The organism is Enterobacter cloacae complex sp. 2024EL-00227, assembly GCF_043945315.1.
GTDB lineage: Bacteria > Pseudomonadota > Gammaproteobacteria > Enterobacterales > Enterobacteriaceae > Enterobacter > Enterobacter roggenkampii.
The window spans coordinates 189,899-208,332 of the sequence record NZ_JBIMQP010000002.1 but is presented as its reverse complement, the minus strand read 5'-3'; the positions used below and the strand labels follow the sequence as shown (position 1 = coordinate 208,332).

The 18,434-nt window shown below is 56.0% G+C and carries 12 protein-coding genes and 1 pseudogene; 8 read left to right on the top strand and 5 right to left on the bottom strand.

Annotated features, from left to right (window positions below):
- The first annotated feature begins 12 nt into the window (after positions 1-12).
- Positions 13-906: a YcbJ family phosphotransferase gene (locus ACHH0Z_RS04005; RefSeq protein ID WP_025912940.1), complete on the top strand. Its 894-nt coding sequence runs from the start codon at positions 13-15 to the stop codon at positions 904-906.
- Here ACHH0Z_RS04005 and elyC read toward each other — a convergent pair.
- Positions 883-1,662, bottom strand: a complete 780-nt coding sequence (elyC, locus tag ACHH0Z_RS04000; RefSeq protein ID WP_045406766.1) for an envelope biogenesis factor ElyC — start codon at positions 1,660-1,662, stop codon at positions 883-885. The genes ACHH0Z_RS04005 and elyC overlap by 24 nt on opposite strands.
- 124 nt (positions 1,663-1,786) lie before the next feature.
- Here elyC and cmoM point away from each other — a divergent pair, with 124 nt between their 5' ends.
- From cmoM to ACHH0Z_RS03965, 7 genes are all read left to right on the top strand, one after another.
- Positions 1,787-2,566, top strand: coding sequence for a tRNA uridine 5-oxyacetic acid(34) methyltransferase CmoM (cmoM, locus tag ACHH0Z_RS03995; protein WP_008499956.1), 780 nt, complete (start codon positions 1,787-1,789; stop codon positions 2,564-2,566).
- Positions 2,567-2,569: 3 nt separating this feature from the next.
- Positions 2,570-3,892 carry a chromosome partition protein MukF gene (mukF, locus tag ACHH0Z_RS03990; protein WP_008499955.1) on the top strand — a complete coding sequence of 441 codons (1,323 nt, stop codon included), beginning with the start codon at positions 2,570-2,572 and terminating at the stop codon, positions 3,890-3,892.
- Complete coding sequence (gene mukE, locus ACHH0Z_RS03985; protein ID WP_008499954.1) at positions 3,873-4,577, top strand: chromosome partition protein MukE; 705 nt, start codon at positions 3,873-3,875, stop codon at positions 4,575-4,577. Before mukF ends, mukE begins: the two co-directional genes overlap by 20 nt.
- Positions 4,577-9,028 carry a chromosome partition protein MukB gene (gene mukB, locus ACHH0Z_RS03980; protein ID WP_045406764.1) on the top strand — a complete coding sequence of 1,484 codons (4,452 nt, stop codon included), beginning with the start codon at positions 4,577-4,579 and terminating at the stop codon, positions 9,026-9,028. Before mukE ends, mukB begins: the two co-directional genes overlap by 1 nt.
- A 178-nt stretch (positions 9,029-9,206) precedes the next feature.
- Positions 9,207-11,030 carry a L,D-transpeptidase gene (gene ldtD, locus ACHH0Z_RS03975; protein ID WP_045406761.1) on the top strand — a complete coding sequence of 608 codons (1,824 nt, stop codon included), beginning with the start codon at positions 9,207-9,209 and terminating at the stop codon, positions 11,028-11,030.
- Between the two features lie 174 nt (positions 11,031-11,204).
- Positions 11,205-11,756 carry a YcbK family protein gene (locus ACHH0Z_RS03970; RefSeq protein ID WP_008499951.1) on the top strand — a complete coding sequence of 184 codons (552 nt, stop codon included), beginning with the start codon at positions 11,205-11,207 and terminating at the stop codon, positions 11,754-11,756.
- A 20-nt stretch (positions 11,757-11,776) separates the two neighbouring features.
- On the top strand, positions 11,777-12,424 hold the full coding sequence (locus ACHH0Z_RS03965) for an MBL fold metallo-hydrolase (RefSeq protein ID WP_008499950.1): 648 nt from the start codon (positions 11,777-11,779) through the stop codon (positions 12,422-12,424).
- A 48-nt stretch (positions 12,425-12,472) separates the two neighbouring features.
- Here ACHH0Z_RS03965 and aspC read toward each other — a convergent pair whose 3' ends face one another.
- From aspC to pncB, 4 genes and pseudogenes are all read right to left on the bottom strand, one after another.
- The gene (gene aspC / locus ACHH0Z_RS03960; protein WP_008499949.1) at positions 12,473-13,663 is read right to left on the bottom strand and encodes an aspartate transaminase; all 1,191 of its coding nucleotides are present in this window, start codon (positions 13,661-13,663) and stop codon (positions 12,473-12,475) included.
- Positions 13,664-13,847: 184 nt separating this feature from the next.
- Positions 13,848-14,906, bottom strand: a pseudogene (gene ompF, locus ACHH0Z_RS03955) (porin OmpF).
- A 606-nt stretch (positions 14,907-15,512) separates the two neighbouring features.
- A complete protein-coding gene (asnS, locus tag ACHH0Z_RS03950; RefSeq protein WP_045406759.1) occupies positions 15,513-16,913 on the bottom strand; it encodes an asparagine--tRNA ligase in 1,401 nt (466 codons plus the stop codon).
- A gap of 166 nt (positions 16,914-17,079) precedes the next feature.
- Positions 17,080-18,282, bottom strand: coding sequence for a nicotinate phosphoribosyltransferase (gene pncB, locus ACHH0Z_RS03945; protein WP_021240866.1), 1,203 nt, complete (start codon positions 18,280-18,282; stop codon positions 17,080-17,082).
- Positions 18,283-18,434 lie beyond the last annotated feature (152 nt).

Sequence of the window (18,434 nt, the reverse complement as noted above, 5' to 3'; positions counted from 1 at the left end):
GGGTAATCTCATATGGAACAGCTGCGTGCCGAACTTAGCCATCTGCTGGGTGAAAAGTTAAGCCGGGTCGAATGCGTGAGTGAAAAAATCGATACCGCGCTCTGGTCGTTGTACGACAGTGAGGGTAACCCAATGCCGCTGATGGCACGGAGTTTCACGTCACCCGGCGTTGCCAGGCAGCTTGCATGGAAAATGTCGATGCTGGCGCGGGAGGGAACCGTGCGTATGCCAACGGTGTACGGCGTGATGACCCATGAGGAACACCCCGGCCCGGACGTACTGCTGATTGAACGTTTACGTGGTGTACCCGTTGAAGCGCCCGCGCGAACGCCGGAACGCTGGGAACAGCTAAAAGACCAGATTGTCGAGGCGCTGCTGGCGTGGCACCGTCAGGATAGCCGCGGACTTGTTGGGCCGGTCGACAGCACTCAGGAAAATCTCTGGCCGCTGTGGTATCGCCAGCGGGTTGAAGTGCTGTGGGGAACGCTTAACCAGTTCAACAATACCGGTTTAACCATGCAGGACAAACGTATTCTCTTTCGCACCCGGGAGTGTTTACCGGCGCTGTTCGAAGGTTTTAACGATAACTGCGTGCTGATCCACGGTAACTTCACCCTGCGGAGTATGCTGAAAGACCCCCGCAGCGATCAGCTCCTGGCGATGGTGGGGCCGGGGATCATGCTCTGGGCTCCGCGCGAATATGAGCTGTTCAGGCTCAGCGACAGCGGGGCGGCGGAAGGTTTGCTGTGGCATTACCTTCAACGCGCCCCCGTTGCGGAAGCGTTTCTCTGGCGGCGCTGGCTCTACCTGCTCTGGGACGAAGTTGCGCAGCTGGTTAACACCGGACGCTTTAATCGCGCAAACTTCGATCTGGCGACTAAATCACTCTTGCCCTGGCTCGCCTGAGGAACCTTTCAGCCACTGCCAGAGGCGTCCGAGCGTCTCATAACCGACGCGATCGCTATGCATCAGCCACATAGGGGAGGGGATTACCCGCTCCCACGGATTAAGCGGCGCGTCGATGGCCATCTGGTTCGCCGGTGCGGGAAGCGGGTGCAGGCCCTGTTTTTCAAAGAAAATCATCGCGCGTGGCAGGTGCGAGGCGGAGGTCACCAGTAAGAACGGGGCTTCACCAATCGCCTGCTTGACTGCGGCGGCCTCTTCCTCGGTATCTTTCGGACTGTTCAGAGTGATAATGGAGGAGCGCGGTACGCCGAGTGATTCCGCGACCCGGGCGCCCGCTTCCGCCGTACTCACCGGGTTCGTTTTGGCCGCCGCGCCGGTAAAGATCATTTTTGATCCCGGATTCGCCAGCCAGAGGCGAATGCCTTCGTTTAGCCGCGGCAGGCTGTTGTTGATCAGGTTTGAGCTGGGGGCCCAGTCAGGATCCCAGGTATATCCGCCGCCCAGCACCACGATGTACGCCGCTTTCTGATTTCCCTGCCATGTCGGGTACCTGTTTTCGATGGGGCGTAACAGACCATCAGCCACCGGCTGCAGGCTCAGCAGCAGCAGGACCAACCAGCCGAACGTGATCAGCGTTTTGCCACTCTTCTGAAAGCGACTGAACCACACCAGCGCCAGCCCCAGCGCGATGATGATGAGCAGCAGCGGAAGGGGAAGCATCATCCCTCCAATGTATTTCTTAAGGGTAAAAAGCATCCTTTTTGGTTCCTTTTTTGACCATATAGCAGGTGATTGACGGTGATATTACACCAGAGAGGTTCATTCTCCGCGCGGGTGTGACAAAATAGCGGTTTTGCAGTTAGCGAGTGGAACTCTCCCAATGCGGGATCGCAATTTTGATGACATCGCGGAAAAGTTTTCGCGCAACATTTATGGCACCACGAAAGGGCAGCTCCGTCAGACGATCCTCTGGCAGGATCTGGACACCATTCTGGCTACCTTTGGTGGTCAAACGTTGCGCGTGCTGGATGCCGGGGGCGGTGAAGGGCAGACGGCCATAAAAATGGCGGAACGCGGTCATCACGTCACGCTTTGCGATCTTTCTGCTGAAATGGTCGCCCGCGCGACGCGTGCGGCAGAAGAGAAAGGTGTGAGCGACAACATGCATTTTATACAATGCGCCGCTCAGGACATCGCACAGCATTTGGAAACCCAGGTTGATCTGATATTGTTTCATGCGGTGCTGGAGTGGGTTGCCGATCCGCTAAGCGTGTTACAAACCCTGTGGTCGATGTTGCGCCCGGGCGGCACGCTGTCGTTGATGTTCTACAATGCTAACGGCTTCCTGATGCACAACATGGTTGCGGGAAACTTCGACTATGTTCAGGTCGGGATGCCCAAAAAGAAAAAACGCACGCTTTCCCCGGACTATCCGCGCGATCCACAGCAGGTCTATGGCTGGCTGGAAGCGATTGGCTGGCAGATTGTCGGGAAGACGGGCGTCAGGGTGTTTCATGATTATCTGCGTGAAAAACACAAACAGCGTGACTGTTTTGACACCTTAACAGAATTGGAAACGCGGTATTGCCGCCAGGAGCCTTTTGTCAGCCTTGGCCGCTATATTCACGTCACCGCGCACAAGCCGCAGATGCAAGGATAACCTATGAGTGAATTTTCCCAGACAGTCCCCGAACTGGTTGCCTGGGCCAGGAAAAACGATTTCTCCATCTCGCTGCCGGTAGACAGACTCTCTTTCCTGCTGGCGGTTGCCACGCTGAACGGCGAGCGGCTGGATGGGGAAATGAGCGAGGGTGAACTGGTGGACGCGTTCCGCCATGTCAGTGATGCGTTTGAGCAAACCAGCGAAACCATTAGCGTGCGTGCCAACAACGCAATTAACGATATGGTGCGTCAACGTCTGCTGAACCGCTTTACCAGCGAGCAGGCGGAAGGAAACGCCATCTATCGCCTGACGCCGCTGGGCATCGGCATCACCGATTACTACATTCGTCAGCGCGAATTTTCCACGCTGCGTCTGTCCATGCAGCTGTCGATCGTGGCCGGTGAGCTTAAGCGCGCCGCCGATGCGGCAGATGAAGACGGTGACGAATTCCACTGGCACCGAAACGTCTATGCACCGCTGAAATACTCGGTGGCGGAAATCTTCGACAGTATCGATCTGACCCAGCGTCTGATGGACGAACAGCAGCAGCAGGTCAAAGACGATATCGCACAGCTGCTGAATAAAGACTGGCGTGCAGCCATCTCAAGCTGTGAACTTCTGCTGTCAGAAACCTCCGGTACGCTGCGTGAGCTGCAGGATACGCTGGAAGCCGCAGGGGACAAGCTGCAGGCGAACCTGCTGCGCATCCAGGACGCGACGCTGGCACACGACGATCTGCACTTTATCGACCGTCTGGTGTTCGACCTGCAGAGTAAACTGGACCGCATCATCAGCTGGGGCCAGCAGTCGATCGACCTGTGGATCGGCTACGACCGACACGTGCATAAATTTATCCGTACCGCGATCGATATGGATAAAAACCGCGTCTTTGCCCAGCGTCTGCGCCAGTCGGTGCAGACCTATTTCGATGCGCCGTGGGCGCTGACCTACGCCAATGCCGATCGTCTGCTGGATATGCGCGACGAAGAGATGGCATTGCGTGATGAAGAGGTAACCGGTGAACTGCCGCCGGATCTGGAATACGAAGAATTTAACGAAATTCGCGAGCAGCTTGCGGCGATGATCGAAGAACAGCTTGCTGTCTACAAAACCAGACAAGCTCCGCTGGATCTGGGGCTCGTGGTGCGCGACTATCTGGCGCAATATCCTCGCGCGCGCCACTTCGACGTTGCCCGCATTGTGGTAGACCAGGCGGTTCGCCTGGGTATCGCGCAAGCCGATTTCACCGGACTGCCGCCGAAGTGGCAGCCAATTAACGATTACGGAGCCAAGGTACAGGCGCATGTCATTGACAAATATTGAACAAGTGATGCCGGTTAAGCTGGCACAGGCGCTGGCGAATCCGTTATTTCCGGCGCTGGACAGCCAGCTGCGTGCCGGTCGTCACATTGGCTTAGACGAGCTGGATAATCACGCCTTTTTGATGGACTTCCAGGAGTACCTGGAAGAGTTTTACGCCCGCTACAACGTGGAGCTTATCCGCGCGCCGGAAGGGTTTTTCTACCTGCGCCCGCGCTCCACGACGCTGATTCCGCGTTCCGTGCTCTCCGAGCTGGATATGATGGTCGGCAAAATTCTCTGCTACCTCTACCTCAGCCCGGAACGTCTGGCGAATGAAGGGATCTTCACCCAGCAGGAACTTTACGACGAGCTGTTGACGCTGGCAGATGAGAGCAAGCTGCTCAAGCTGGTGAACAACCGCTCCACGGGGTCGGATCTCGACCGTCAGAAACTACAGGAAAAAGTCCGCTCTTCCCTGAACCGTCTGCGTCGTCTGGGGATGGTCTGGTTTATGGGTCACGACAGCAGCAAATTCCGCATTACGGAATCTGTCTTCCGCTTCGGCGCCGACGTGCGTGCGGGCGATGACGCGCGTGAAGCGCAGCTTCGCATGATCCGCGACGGTGAAGCGATGCCGGTGGAAAACCATTTGCAGCTCAATGATGAGCATGAAGAGAATCTGCCGGATAGCGGGGAGGAAGAGTAATGATTGAACGCGGTAAATTTCGCTCACTGACGCTGATTAACTGGAACGGCTTCTTTGCCCGAACGTTCGATCTGGATGAGCTGGTGACGACGCTCTCCGGCGGTAACGGGGCGGGTAAATCCACCACCATGGCGGCCTTTGTCACGGCGCTGATCCCTGACCTGACGCTGCTTCACTTCCGTAACACCACCGAAGCGGGGGCCACAAGCGGTTCCCGTGATAAAGGCCTGCACGGGAAGCTGAAGGCCGGCGTCTGTTATTCGGTTCTGGACGTCATTAACTCCCGCCATCAGCGCGTGGTGGTGGGCGTGCGCCTGCAGCAGGTTGCCGGTCGCGACCGTAAAGTCGACATTAAACCGTTCGCCATCCAGGGGCTGCCAACGTCTGTGCAGCCGACGGCGCTGCTGACGGAAACCCTGAACGAGCGCCAGGCGCGCGTGCTGACGCTGCAGGAGCTGAAAGATAAGCTCGAAGCGATCGAAGGCGTGCAGTTCAAACAGTTCAACTCGATTACCGACTACCACTCGCTGATGTTCGATCTCGGCGTGGTGGCGCGTCGTCTGCGCACCGCATCAGACCGTAGCAAATACTACCGCCTGATCGAAGCGTCCCTGTACGGCGGTATCTCCAGCGCCATTACCCGCTCCCTGCGCGACTATCTGCTGCCGGAAAACAGCGGGGTGCGTAAGGCCTTCCAGGACATGGAGGCGGCGCTGCGTGAAAACCGCATGACGCTGGAAGCGATTCGCGTGACCCAGTCTGACCGCGATCTGTTTAAACACCTGATCAGCGAAGCCACTAACTACGTGGCGGCGGACTACATGCGCCACGCCAACGAGCGCCGCGTCCACCTCGATCAGGCATTAGAATACCGCCGCGAGCTGTTTACCTCCCGCAAACAGCTGGTGGCCGAGCAGTACAAGCACGTCGAAATGGCGCGCGAGCTCGGCGAGCACAACGGTGCCGAGGGCGACCTGGAAGCCGACTATCAGGCCGCCAGCGATCACCTGAACCTGGTGCAAACTGCGCTCCGTCAGCAGGAAAAAATCGAGCGCTATGAAGCGGACCTCGACGAGCTGCAGATCCGTCTCGAAGAGCAAAATGAAGTGGTGGCCGAAGCCGCCGAGATGCAGGAAGAGAACGAAGCCCGCGCCGAAGCGGCCGAGCTGGAAGTGGATGAGCTGAAAAGCCAGCTTGCCGATTACCAGCAGGCGCTGGACGTGCAGCAGACGCGCGCGATCCAGTACACCCAGGCACTGCAGGCATTACAGCGCGCGAAAGAGCTGTGCCATCTGCCTGACCTGACGCCGGAAAGCGCCGACGAGTGGCTGGATACCTTCCAGGCCAAAGAGCAGGAAGCCACTGAGAAACTGCTATCCCTCGAACAGAAAATGAGCGTTGCGCAAACGGCACACAGCCAGTTTGAGCAGGCCTATCAGCTGGTTGTGGCGATTAACGGCCCGCTGGCGCGTAACGAAGCCTGGGACGTTGCCCGTGAACTGCTGCGCGACGGTGTTAACCAGCGCCATCTGGCCGAGCAGGTTCAGCCGCTGCGTATGCGTCTGAACGAGCTGGAACAGCGCCTGCGCGAGCAGCAGGAAGCCGAGCGTCTGCTGGCGGAATTCTGCAAACGTCAGGGCAAAAATTACGATTTTGACGAGCTTGAGGCCCTGCATCAGGAACTCGAGGCGCGTATCGCTGCGCTTTCAGACACGGTCTCCAGCGCCAGCGAACAGCGTATGACCCTGCGTCAGGAGCTGGAACAGCTTCAGTCCCGTTCGCAAGCGCTTCTGCAGCGTGCCCCGGTCTGGCTGGCGGCCCAGAGCAGCCTTAACCAGCTCAGTGAGCAGTGCGGCGAGCAGTTCGAATCCAGCCAGGAAGTCACTGAATACCTGCAGCAGCTGCTGGAGCTCGAGCGCGAGGCGATTGTTGAGCGTGATGAAGTGGGCGCGCGCAAGCGTGACGTCGACGAAGAAATTGAGCGCTTAAGCCAGCCGGGTGGTGCGGAAGACCCGCGCCTCAATGCCCTGGCAGAGCGTTTTGGCGGCGTGCTGCTGTCTGAGATTTACGACGATGTCGGCCTGGACGATGCGCCTTACTTCTCGGCACTGTATGGCCCGTCGCGTAACGCGATCGTGGTGCCGGATCTGTCGCTGATTTCGGAGCAGCTTGCCGGTCTGGAAGATTGCCCGGAAGATCTCTACCTGATCGAAGGGGATCCGCAGTCGTTCGATGACAGCGTATTCAGCGTCGACGAGCTGGAAAAAGCGGTGGTGGTCAAAATCGCCGACCGTCAGTGGCGCTACTCCCGCTTCCCGGAACTGCCGCTGTTTGGCCGCGCCGCGCGCGAAAGCCGCATCGAAAGCCTGCACGCCGAGCGTGAGACGCTGTCTGAACGCTTTGCGACGCTGTCGTTTGACGTGCAGAAAACCCAGCGTCTGCATCAGGCGTTTAGCCGCTTTATCGGCAGCCATCTGGCCGTGGCCTTCGAAGCCGACCCGGAAGCGGAAATTCGCAAACTCAATACCCGCCGTGGCGAGCTGGAACGGGCGATTGCCAGTCATGAAAGCGACAACCAGCAGAGTCGCGTCCAGTTCGAGCAGGCGAAAGAGGGCGTTGCGGCCCTTAACCGTATTCTGCCGCGCCTGAATCTGCTGGCAGACGACACGCTGGCCGACCGCGTGGATGAGATCCAGGAGCGTCTGGATGAAGCGCAGGAAGCCGCGCGCTTCGTGCAGCAGCACGGCAATCAGCTGGCGAAGCTGGAGCCGGTTGTCTCTGTCCTGCAGAGCGACCCGGAACAGTTCGAGCAGTTAAAAGAAGATTATGCCTGGTCACAGCAGGTGCAGCGCGAAGCGCGTCAGCAGGCGTTTGCCCTGACGGAAGTGGTGCAGCGTCGCGCCCATTTCGGCTACTCCGATTCGGCGGAAATGCTGAGCGGTAACAGCGATCTGAATGAAAAGCTGCGTCAGCGCCTTGAGCAGGCGGAAGCGGAGCGTACCCGCGCCCGCGAAGCAATGCGCAGCCACTCCGCTCAGTTGAACCAGTACAACCAGGTGCTGGCCTCGCTGAAAAGCTCCTTCGATACCAAGAAAGAGCTGTTAAACGACCTGCAGAAAGAGCTTCAGGACATCGGCGTCCGTGCCGACAGCGGGGCGGAAGAGCGCGCGCGCATTCGTCGTGACGAGCTGCATGCTCAGCTCAGCAACAACCGCGCGCGTCGCAATCAGCTGGAAAAAGCGCTCACCTTCTGCGAAGCAGAAATGGATAACCTGACCCGTCGCCTGCGCAAGCTGGAGCGCGACTACCATGAAATGCGCGAGCAGGTCGTGACCGCCAAGGCGGGCTGGTGCGCGGTAATGCGCATGGTGAAAGACAATAACGTTGAGCGTCGTCTGCACCGTCGCGAGCTGGCGTATCTCTCTGCCGATGAGCTGCGTTCCATGTCGGATAAGGCGCTGGGTGCGCTGCGTCTGGCGGTGGCGGATAACGAACACCTGCGCGATGTCCTGCGTATGTCAGAAGATCCGAAACGCCCTGAACGTAAAATCCAGTTCTTCGTGGCGGTTTACCAGCACCTGCGCGAGCGTATTCGTCAGGACATTATCCGTACTGACGATCCGGTCGAGGCTATCGAGCAGATGGAAATCGAGCTGGGGCGCCTGACGGAAGAGCTGACCTCTCGCGAGCAGAAGCTGGCGATCAGCTCCCGCAGCGTGGCGAATATCATCCGCAAAACCATTCAGCGCGAGCAGAACCGCATTCGCCAGCTGAACCAGGGTCTGCAGAGCGTGTCGTTTGGCCAGGTGAACAGCGTGCGCCTCAACGTCAACGTGCGTGAAGCCCACGCGACGCTGCTGGAAGTGCTGTCTGAGCAGCACGAGCAGCACCAGGATCTGTTCAACAGCAACCGTCTGACCTTCTCCGAAGCGCTGGCGAAGCTGTATCAGCGCCTGAACCCGCAGATTGATATGGGACAGCGTACGCCGCAAACCATCGGGGAAGAGCTGCTGGATTACCGTAACTACCTGGAAATGGAGGTAGAGGTAAACCGTGGCTCCGACGGCTGGCTGCGTGCGGAATCCGGGGCGCTCTCTACCGGTGAAGCGATCGGTACCGGGATGTCAATTCTGGTGATGGTGGTACAGAGCTGGGAAGACGAAGCGCGCCGCCTGCGCGGCAAAGACATCTCCCCATGCCGACTGCTGTTCCTGGATGAGGCGGCGCGTCTTGATGCGCGCTCCATTGCCACGCTGTTTGAGCTTTGCGAACGTCTCGATATGCAGCTCATCATTGCGGCACCGGAGAACATCAGCCCTGAAAAAGGGACAACCTACAAGCTGGTGCGTAAAGTGTTCCAGAACAGCGAGCACGTTCACGTTGTCGGGCTGCGCGGCTTTGCGCCGCAGCCGCCGGAGTCACTGCCGGAAACCACGGCGGACGCTTCCTGAAGTGTCTTCTGACCCGAAGCGGCGCTCTGGCGCCGCTTTTTTTTTAAACTTAACTTGTGCTTAGGGCTGCGTTATCTTTAAACTTCTTTACATAAGGTAAGGCAACAGCTTAGCCGTCTACCTATAATGAAAGAAAGCCCCAACGTGATGGGCATGTCGTGAAAACAGGGGGCAAGGGATGTTGCTTAAGAAAGAATGTGGTCGTCAGCTGTCGGCGCTTAGTCTATGCCTGGCAGTGATGTTTGCTCCACTGTTAACCGCCCAGGCCGACGAGCCTGAAATTGTGCCGACTGACAGCTCGGCAACGACGGGCGCGCAGCCTACGTCGTTGTCCCAGCCGCTGGAGCAATCTCCGGCGACGGCGATCATGGCCGGTATTAAGCCGCTGCCGGAAGGCATCGACGCCGAATCGCTCAGCCAGCAGCTGCAGTCGGGGCTGCCGTCAGGCTACACGCCTGTCTATCTCAATCAGCTCACGCTGCTTTATGCCGCCCGCGATATGAAACCGATGTGGGAAAACCGCGATGCCGTGCGCGCCTTCCAGCAGCAGCTGGCGGAGGTCGCAATTGCAGGGTTTCAGCCGCAGTTTACAAAGTGGGTTGAGCTGTTAACCGATCCTGCCGTAACAGGGCAGGCGAGAGATGTGGTGCTTTCCGATGCCATGATGGGTTACCTGCAGTTCGTGGCGGGTATTCCGGTCAATGGCAACCGCTGGCTATACAGCGATAAGCCGTACAAGCTCGCGACGCCAGCGCTGTCGGTGATTAACCAGTGGCAGTTAGCCCTCGATAATGGCGAACTGCCGCGCTTTATTGCCAGTCTCGCACCGGCGCATCCACAATACGCCACGCTTCACCAGTCTCTCCTCGCGCTGGTGGGCGACTCGCGCCCATGGCCGCAGATGCGCGGCACCGCGACGCTGCGTCCGGGGCAGTGGAGCAGCGATGTGCCTGCTCTGCGCGAGATCCTGACGCGCTCGGGTCTTCTTGAAGGCGGGCCACATATCGCCCTGCCAGGCGACGATCCGCAAAACGCGGCGGTCAGCCCGTCAGCGCCCGTGAAAGAGAAAAAAGCGATTGCCGTCAGCAATAAACCCGCAGCATACGATCGCGAGCTGGTTGCGGCAGTGAAGCAATTCCAGGCCGCTCAGGGACTGGGAGCCGATGGCGTCATTGGCCAGACGACGCGAGACTGGCTTAACGTATCGCCTGCGCAGCGGGCAGGGGTGCTGGCGCTCAATATCCAGCGTTTGCGCCTGCTGCCGGGAACCCTTTCTACCGGCATTATGGTTAACATTCCGGCGTATTCCCTGGTCTATTACCAGGACGGTAGCGAAAAACTGGCGTCGCGCGTGATTGTCGGGCGTCCGGATCGCAAAACACCGATGATGAGCAGCGCGCTCAATAACGTAGTCGTTAACCCGCCGTGGAACGTGCCACCGACGCTGGCGCGGAAAGACATTCTGCCGAAGGTCTGGAACGATCCGGGTTATCTGGAACGTCATGGCTATACGGTGATGCGTGGATGGAACAGTAAAGAGGCTATCGATCCTTATATGGTCGACTGGTCGACAATCACGGCGTCAAACCTGCCGTTCCGTTTCCAGCAGGCACCGGGGGCGCATAACTCTTTAGGGCGTTACAAATTCAATATGCCGAGTTCTGACGCTATCTATCTGCACGATACGCCGAACCACAATCTGTTCCAGAAAGATACGCGCGCGTTGAGTTCTGGCTGCGTGCGTGTGAACAAAGCCTCGGAGCTGGCCAATATGCTGCTGCAGGATGCGGGCTGGAACGATACGCGCATTTCGGATGCCCTGAAACAAGGGGATACGCGTTACGTTAATATTCGGCACAATATTCCGGTCAATCTTTACTATCTGACGGCGTTTGTGGGCGAAGACGGGCGGACTCAGTACCGTACAGATATTTACAATTATGATCTCACCGCGCGATCCGGCGCACAAATTTTGCCAAAAGCGGAACAATTAATCAGGTAAATGAAGCAGTTCGGGAAAAATGATTGTCCTAAGTTAGGGTGAATAAGGGGCTATATCGCTGCAAGCCGCGTATTCACTGGGGTTGGGCGCCTTGACGTACCCGGTTTTGCCAGTTAAGGTGCCCTTCGTGCGCTATGCATATTACGATTTCTTTTACCTGTAGACCTGATTATCATGGACAAATTTGACGCTAATCGCCGCAAACTGCTGGCGTTAGGTGGTGTTGCGCTTGGCGCAGCGGCCATCTTGCCGACGCCAGCATTTGCCACCCTCTCGACACCTCGTCCGCGAGTTTTAACGCTCAACAATCTCCATACCGGTGAGTCGCTAAAAGCGGAGTTCTTCGATGGCAGAGGCTATATTCAGGATGAATTAGCAAGACTTAACCATTTTTTCCGTGATTTCCGCGCGAATAAAATTAAAGCCATCGACCCAGGACTGTTTGATCAGCTTTACCGCCTTCAGGGCCTGCTGGGCACCAGCAAGCCGGTGCAGCTTATTTCTGGTTATCGCTCAGTTGATACCAATAATGAACTGCGCGCCCACAGTCGCGGGGTAGCGAAAAAAAGCTATCACACGAAGGGACAGGCAATGGATTTCCATATTGAGGGCGTTTCGTTAGCCAATATTCGCAAAGCTGCGTTATCTATGCGCGCAGGTGGTGTAGGATATTACCCCAGCAGCAACTTTGTGCATATTGATACCGGTCCGGTTCGGCACTGGTAATAACGAAACACAGGAGCAGTATGAACTATCGTATTATTCCGGTTACCGCGTTCTCCCAGAATTGCTCACTCATCTGGTGCGAACAGACTAAACTGGCCGCGCTTGTCGATCCCGGCGGTGACGCTGAGAAGATCAAGCAGGAAGTCGCCGACAGCGGCGTGACGCTTATGCAGATTTTACTGACGCATGGTCACCTCGACCATGTGGGCGCAGCGGCTGAACTGGCTGAACACTACGGCGTGCCGATTGTCGGTCCGGAAAAAGAAGATGAGTTCTGGCTACAGGGGTTACCCGCCCAAAGCCGCATGTTTGGCCTGGATGAGTGTCAGCCCCTGACGCCCGATCGCTGGCTGAACGAAGGAGAGCGCGTTAGCATAGGGAATGTGACTTTACAGGTGTTGCATTGTCCTGGGCATACGCCAGGCCATATCGTCTTCTTTGATGACCAGTCCCGTCTGCTGATCTCCGGCGATGTGATTTTCAAAGGTGGCGTAGGACGCAGCGATTTTCCGCGCGGCGATCACGGACAGCTGATTCAGTCGATTAAACAGAAGTTATTGCCGCTGGGTGATGATGTGACGTTTATCCCTGGGCACGGTCCGATGTCGACGCTGGGCTATGAACGGCTCCATAATCCGTTCCTTCAGGATGAAATGCCTGTCTGGTAACCCGAATAAAAAAAGCCTGCATGATGCAGGCTTTTTTATGGGCGCAAATTACAGTACGGCGACAATCGCTTCGCACAGCGGCGCCATGTTGTCAGGCGTCATGCCTGCAACGTTCACGCGGCCAGACGCTACGGCGTACACGCCGAACTCTTCACGCAGGCGCAGAACCTGCTCTTTGGTCAGGCCGCTGAACGAGAACATGCCGTTCTGTTTGATGATAAAGCTGAAGTCGCGATCCGCGCCTTTCTCCGCCAGGGTGTTCACAAACAGCAGGCGCATGCGCTGAATACGCTGACGCATATCGTTCAGCTCTTGTTCCCAGATGGCGCGCAGCGCATCGTTGCTCAGGATAGTCGCAACAACAGAGGCACCGTGTGCCGGCGGGTTAGAGTAGTTAGCGCGGATAACGGATTTCATCTGGCTGAACGCGCGATCGACGGTCTCATCGTTAGCCGCAACCAGCGTACAGGCACCTACACGCTCATTGTACAGACCAAAGTTCTTGGAGTAGGAGCTTGCAACGATCAGCTCCTGATGCACTGCGGCGAACGCGCGCAGGCCTTCGGCATCTTCTTCCAGACCACGGGCGAAGCCCTGGTAGGCAAAGTCAAACAGCGGCAGCCAGCCTTTTTCTACGGACAGCTTCGCCAGATGTTCCCACTGCTCAAGCGTTGGATCGATACCGGTTGGGTTGTGGCAGCAGCCGTGGAACAGCACCACGTCACCCGCCTGCGCCTCACTCAGGCTCGCCAGCAGGCCGTCAAAGTCCAGAGAGTGGTTTGCTGCGTCGTAGTAGGCGTATTCACGCACTTCCAGACCCGCAGAGTTAAATACGCTCTTGTGGTTCGGCCAGCTTGGATTGCTTACCCAGACACGCTTCACAGAGGTGTTTTTCGCAAGGAAATCCGCCGCCACGCGCAGCGCGCCGGTACCGCCCGGGGTCTGTGCCGTACGGGCACGTTTGTCACTCACAATTGCACTGCCTTTACCGAACAGCAGCTCCTGGGTGCAGCGACCAAATTCAGGGATACCATCAATACCGAGGTAGTTTTTGGTGGTTTCGTTTTCCAGCAGATACTGCTCAGCTTTCTTAACGCTGGTCAGTACCGGAGTTTTGCCGGTTTCATCTTTATATACACCAATACCCAGGTTGATTTTGCCAGGGCGGTCGTCGGCACGAAACAGATCGGCCAGGCCCAGAATCGGGTCGGCAGGAGCGGCGGTAATGTTCTCAAACATGACGAAGTTCCATTGTGATTACAGAAGTGAAATCCGCTATCAGGTTAACGGTAGATTTACAAAATGCCAACCGTTTGCGACGAAAAGCGTGCGGCTTTTCAAAAGTCGCCATTATTTTCTGTCAGGCATAAAAAAACAGGGCCGAAGCCCTGTTCATTAAGCATATAACAAAGTGGTGTACTGATTAGAACTGGTAGACGAGACCCAGTGCTACAGTGTCATCGTTGTTGATGCCCAGTTTGTTGTCATCTTTCAGCTGGTTGATCTGGTAGTCAACATAGGTGGACATGTTTTTGTTGAAGTAGTAAGTCGCGCCAACTTCGATGTAGTTGATGAAATCTTCATCACCAATGCCTTCAACATCTTTCGCTTTAGATTTGTAGTAAGCGATGGATGGACGCAGACCGAAGTCGAACTGATACTGAGCGACAACAGAGAAGTCCTGAGATTTGTTAGCGAAACCGCTGCTGCTCAAACGCGCGGCGTTGTGCATTTCGCCGTACAGCGCTGCCAGGTAGATGTTGTTTGCGTCATACTTCAGGCCAGTTGCCCACTGCTCAGCTTTATCGCCTTTACCCCAGACCAGCTTTTGCTGGCTGTTGGTACGGTCAGCTGCGCCGTATGCACCCACAACGCCAAAGCCTTCGAAATCATAGCTAACTGAGGTTGCCCAGCCGTCACCGTTAGAACGTACTGCATCATCACGGTCATTTTTGCCCAGATACTGAACGCCAAAGTTCAGACCGTCAACCAGGCCGAAGAAGCCGCTGTTACGGTAAGTCGCCAGACCACCATTACGGCTGGAGAAGAAGTTATCGCTCTTGCCAGTGTCGCCACCCCATTCTGGCAGCATATCGGTGATGCCGATTGCATCATACACCAGGCCATAGTTACGACCGTAGTCGAAGGAGCCTGCATCACCGAATTTCAGACCTGCGAACGCCAGACGGGTTTTGTTACCGCTCTGAGCATCGGCGCCTTCGGAGTTGTTACCCTAGAAGTTGTATTCCCACTGGCCATAACCGGTCAGCTGGTCATTGATTTTCGTTTCGCCTTTGAAGCCCAGACGAGCGTAAGTCTGGTCGCCGTCGTTGCCAGCATAGTCAGAGAAGTAATGCAGACCAACCGCTTTCCCGTAAAGATCCAGTTTATTAGAGTCTTTGTTATAGATTTCTGCAGCGTTGGCTGCACCGGCTACCAGCAGGGCAGGGATTACCACTGCCAGAATATTGCGCTTCATCATTATTTATTACCCTCATTGGTTTTTTTATGACACTCGCCACTGCCGTCAATAAATTCTGTCAATAAATATTTCCGGAACTATTGATGAGAGTTTGGTGTCTTTATGTATCTGACAGGCATCTTTCCATTCGCCGAAGCGTTTCGCTAGCCTGAAAGTGCTACAATTCTCAAGATTGAGTAACCAAAAGAAAATATATGTAACTAAATGTGTATTTTTGGGAACTTTGTGAACCACCTCAAACTTCAGAACGCCCTGGTGAATTAAGCGACAGTATCTATCCTATATATATGAATTCCTTATGATTAATTTGGATAAAGGCAATTCATATAAACAGACGATAAACGACTCGTTTTTTCTTATGACGCCGAAAAGCCTTCTGGATGGCTGTAAAATTGGTTGAAATTTGTGCTATTGCTTGAGGATGTAATAAGCGCAATAAGAATGGGGTTTATTTTTTGTGGCTGGATATTTCGCGGAAACAAAACGTAACAGGTAGTGGTTGTGACGGGGTGAAGGCATGAAGATGCTGACTTCACGCTGACGAAAACTGACAATACAGGATAAAATAATGGCCAGCACAGGCTGGCCATTTTAGTCTTTTACCGATTAGAAGCTGGCGTTACGTGGCGTACGTGGGAACGGAATCACGTCACGAACGTTCTGCACACCGGTCACGTAGGCAATCAGACGCTCAAAGCCCAGACCAAAACCGGCGTGCGGTACGGTACCGTAACGACGCAGATCGCGGTACCAGCTGTAGTCCGCAGGGTTAAGACCCATCTCTTCCATACGCGCGTCCAGCACGTCCAGACGCTCTTCACGCTGAGAGCCACCGATGATTTCACCGATGCCCGGCGCCAGGACGTCCATCGCTGCCACGGTTTTACCGTCTTCGTTAAGGCGCATATAGAAGGCCTTGATGTCTTTCGGGTAGTTTTTAACGACAACCGGCGCTTTGAAATGCTTCTCGGCCAGATAGCGCTCGTGCTCAGACGCCAGGTCTACGCCCCAGTAAACCGGGTTCTCGAACTTCTCACCGCATTTCTCGAGGATCGCCACCGCGTCGGTGTAGTCCACCTGCGCAAAATCGGCAGAGACGAAGCGCTCCAGACGGGCTACCGCGTCGCTGTCTACGCGCTCGGCGAAGAATTTCATGTCGTCCGGACGCTCTTCCAGCACCGCTTTGAAGACATACTTCAGCATCGCTTCCGCCAGACCCGCGACATCGTCCAGGTTGGCGAACGCCACTTCAGGCTCCAGCATCCAGAATTCCGCCAGGTGACGGCTGGTGTTGGAGTTTTCGGCACGGAAGGTAGGGCCAAAGGTGTAGATTTTAGACAGCGCGCAGGCGTACGTTTCGCCGTTGAGCTGACCGGATACGGTCAGGAAGGCCTCTTTACCAAAGAAGTCTTTGTCATAGTCCACTTTACCTTCCGGGGTGCGCGGCAGGTTTTCGAGATCCAGCGTTGAGACGCGGAACATCTCACCGGCGCCTTCCGTATCGGACGCGGTGATCAGCGGGGTAGACACCCAGAAATAACCCTGCTCATCGAAGAAACGATGCAGCGCTTGCGCCAGCGTATGACGTACGCGAGCAACCGCACCAATCAGGTTGGTACGCGGACGCAGGTGAGCTACCTCACGCAGATACTCAATGCTGTGACGTTTTGCCGCCATCGGATAGGTATCCGGATCTTCAACCCAGCCGGTGACTTCAATCGCAGAAGCCTGAATTTCGAAACTCTGACCCTGGCCCGGGGATGCCACGACCACGCCGGTGACAATTACGGAACAGCCCGTCGTCAGGTGCAGAACGTCATCATTGTAATTGGGCAGAGAATTATTAATGACGGCCTGTACAGGATCAAAGCAGGAACCGTCATAGACGGCAAGGAAGGAGATGCCAGCTTTAGAATCTCGGCGGGTACGCACCCATCCGCGCACGGTGACTTTTGAGTCAACGGCGACACGGCCCTGGAGTACGTCGGCTACAGGCACAACGCTCATAATATTCTCTCTGTTAATAGTCGGAAAAAATAAACACTTGTCCACCCTTATGGGGGGATATCTATGTTACCTGCCATCCGCTATCAGACAAGTAAATTTCGCGGTCAAAAGGGAAGAATTGAGAAATAAATAAGAAGAGGGGAGCCATGAAGGCTCCCTTAAGCGCTTAACTGGCTTTTTTGATCTGGGGAAGATCGAAGGCTTTGCGCAACGCGCGGACAAACGCCTTGTCATGGCAGATGGTTTTGCCCGGGCTGTCGGAGAGTTTCGCCACCGGTTTGCCGTTACATTCCACCAGCTTTATCACGATATTCAGAGGTTTTACCTGAGGAATGTCGCAGGTTAACCGGGTACCGATCCCGAAGCTCAGGTTCACTCTGGCGTTGAAATGGCGATAGAGTTCGACGGCTTTCGCCAGATCGAGATTATCGGAGAAGACCAGCACCTTGCTCATCGGGTCAATGCCCAGTTTCTCGTAATGGGCAATCGCCTTCTCACCCCACTCAACCGGATCTCCGGAATCGTGGCGCAACCCCTGATAACGCTCCGCAAATTCAGGTCCAAAGTCGCGCAGGAAGGCATCCATCGTAATACAGTCCGTGAGGGCAATTCCGAGTTGATTCGGGTACTCCGCAAGCCATGCGGCCAGCGCTGCCCGCTGGCTGTTAGCCAGGTCAGGGCTAATTTGCTGATGCGCCTGGAACCACTCGTGCGCCTGGGTACCCATGGGCGTCAGATTGAGGCGACGGGCCAGATCGTAGTTACTGGTGCCCACGAACCACGGCTCCTGCTGCAGACGTTTAACGATGGCCTCCTGTACGTCGCGCGAAAAACGGCGGCGGGTGCCAAAGTCCATCAGGCGGAAGCGGGACATGTCCAGCCCTGCGGTCAGCGTGGAGAAGTCAGCGAGTTTCTTTTCCAGCGAGGCCACCGCCTGCGCTACGCCCGTTTCCGGGGAACGGTAGCGGTGAGCCAGTTCACTGATTACCGCCAGAAGCGGCACTTCCCACATGATCACTTCCCGCCACGGACCTGCAAGGCGAATATCCAGCTTGCCGTTATCGTTAACCACGGTGACCTGCTCCGGCTTATAGCGGAAGTCGCGCAGCCAGTTCAGGTAGTCGGCTTTGAAGAAAGGCAGGCCAGAAAGCCACTGATATTCCTCGTCCTGCAGCGTCAGATGCTGCATAGCATTGACCTGTTCACGAATGGCGTCTGCGTAGATACCGAGCAAGTCGTCGCCACGGCAGCGGAATTCCGCCGCGACATGAACGTCATAGTAATGGTGGAAAACGGCTTGCTGCATATGCAGTTTATACGCGTCGGTATCCAGCAACGTATGCAGAACTGGAGAAGCGAATTGAGTCATAGGTGCGCAGTAGCATCCTCTCACAGGAGCGTTTAGTACAATAAACAACTCCGGAGTATACCTTGTTTAGTGATTTATTGAACCCCGATCACAACATAAGCGCGTTTTATGGTCGAGGGCATTTTGTGCCCCGTGTTATACAAATGTAGCAA

What these genes read in the sequence shown, in the direction of transcription:
- ACHH0Z_RS04005 (WP_025912940.1), top strand. Translation starts at nt 13, where the DNA reads ATGGAACAGCTGCGTGCCGAACTTAGCCATCTGCTGGGTGAAAAGTTA.
- elyC (WP_045406766.1), bottom strand. Translation starts at nt 1,662, where the DNA reads ATGCTTTTTACCCTTAAGAAATACATTGGAGGGATGATGCTTCCCCTT.
- cmoM (WP_008499956.1), top strand. Translation starts at nt 1,787, where the DNA reads ATGCGGGATCGCAATTTTGATGACATCGCGGAAAAGTTTTCGCGCAAC.
- mukF (WP_008499955.1), top strand. Translation starts at nt 2,570, where the DNA reads ATGAGTGAATTTTCCCAGACAGTCCCCGAACTGGTTGCCTGGGCCAGG.
- mukE (WP_008499954.1), top strand. Translation starts at nt 3,873, where the DNA reads ATGTCATTGACAAATATTGAACAAGTGATGCCGGTTAAGCTGGCACAG.
- mukB (WP_045406764.1), top strand. Translation starts at nt 4,577, where the DNA reads ATGATTGAACGCGGTAAATTTCGCTCACTGACGCTGATTAACTGGAAC.
- ldtD (WP_045406761.1), top strand. Translation starts at nt 9,207, where the DNA reads ATGTTGCTTAAGAAAGAATGTGGTCGTCAGCTGTCGGCGCTTAGTCTA.
- ACHH0Z_RS03970 (WP_008499951.1), top strand. Translation starts at nt 11,205, where the DNA reads ATGGACAAATTTGACGCTAATCGCCGCAAACTGCTGGCGTTAGGTGGT.
- ACHH0Z_RS03965 (WP_008499950.1), top strand. Translation starts at nt 11,777, where the DNA reads ATGAACTATCGTATTATTCCGGTTACCGCGTTCTCCCAGAATTGCTCA.
- aspC (WP_008499949.1), bottom strand. Translation starts at nt 13,663, where the DNA reads ATGTTTGAGAACATTACCGCCGCTCCTGCCGACCCGATTCTGGGCCTG.
- asnS (WP_045406759.1), bottom strand. Translation starts at nt 16,913, where the DNA reads ATGAGCGTTGTGCCTGTAGCCGACGTACTCCAGGGCCGTGTCGCCGTT.
- pncB (WP_021240866.1), bottom strand. Translation starts at nt 18,282, where the DNA reads ATGACTCAATTCGCTTCTCCAGTTCTGCATACGTTGCTGGATACCGAC.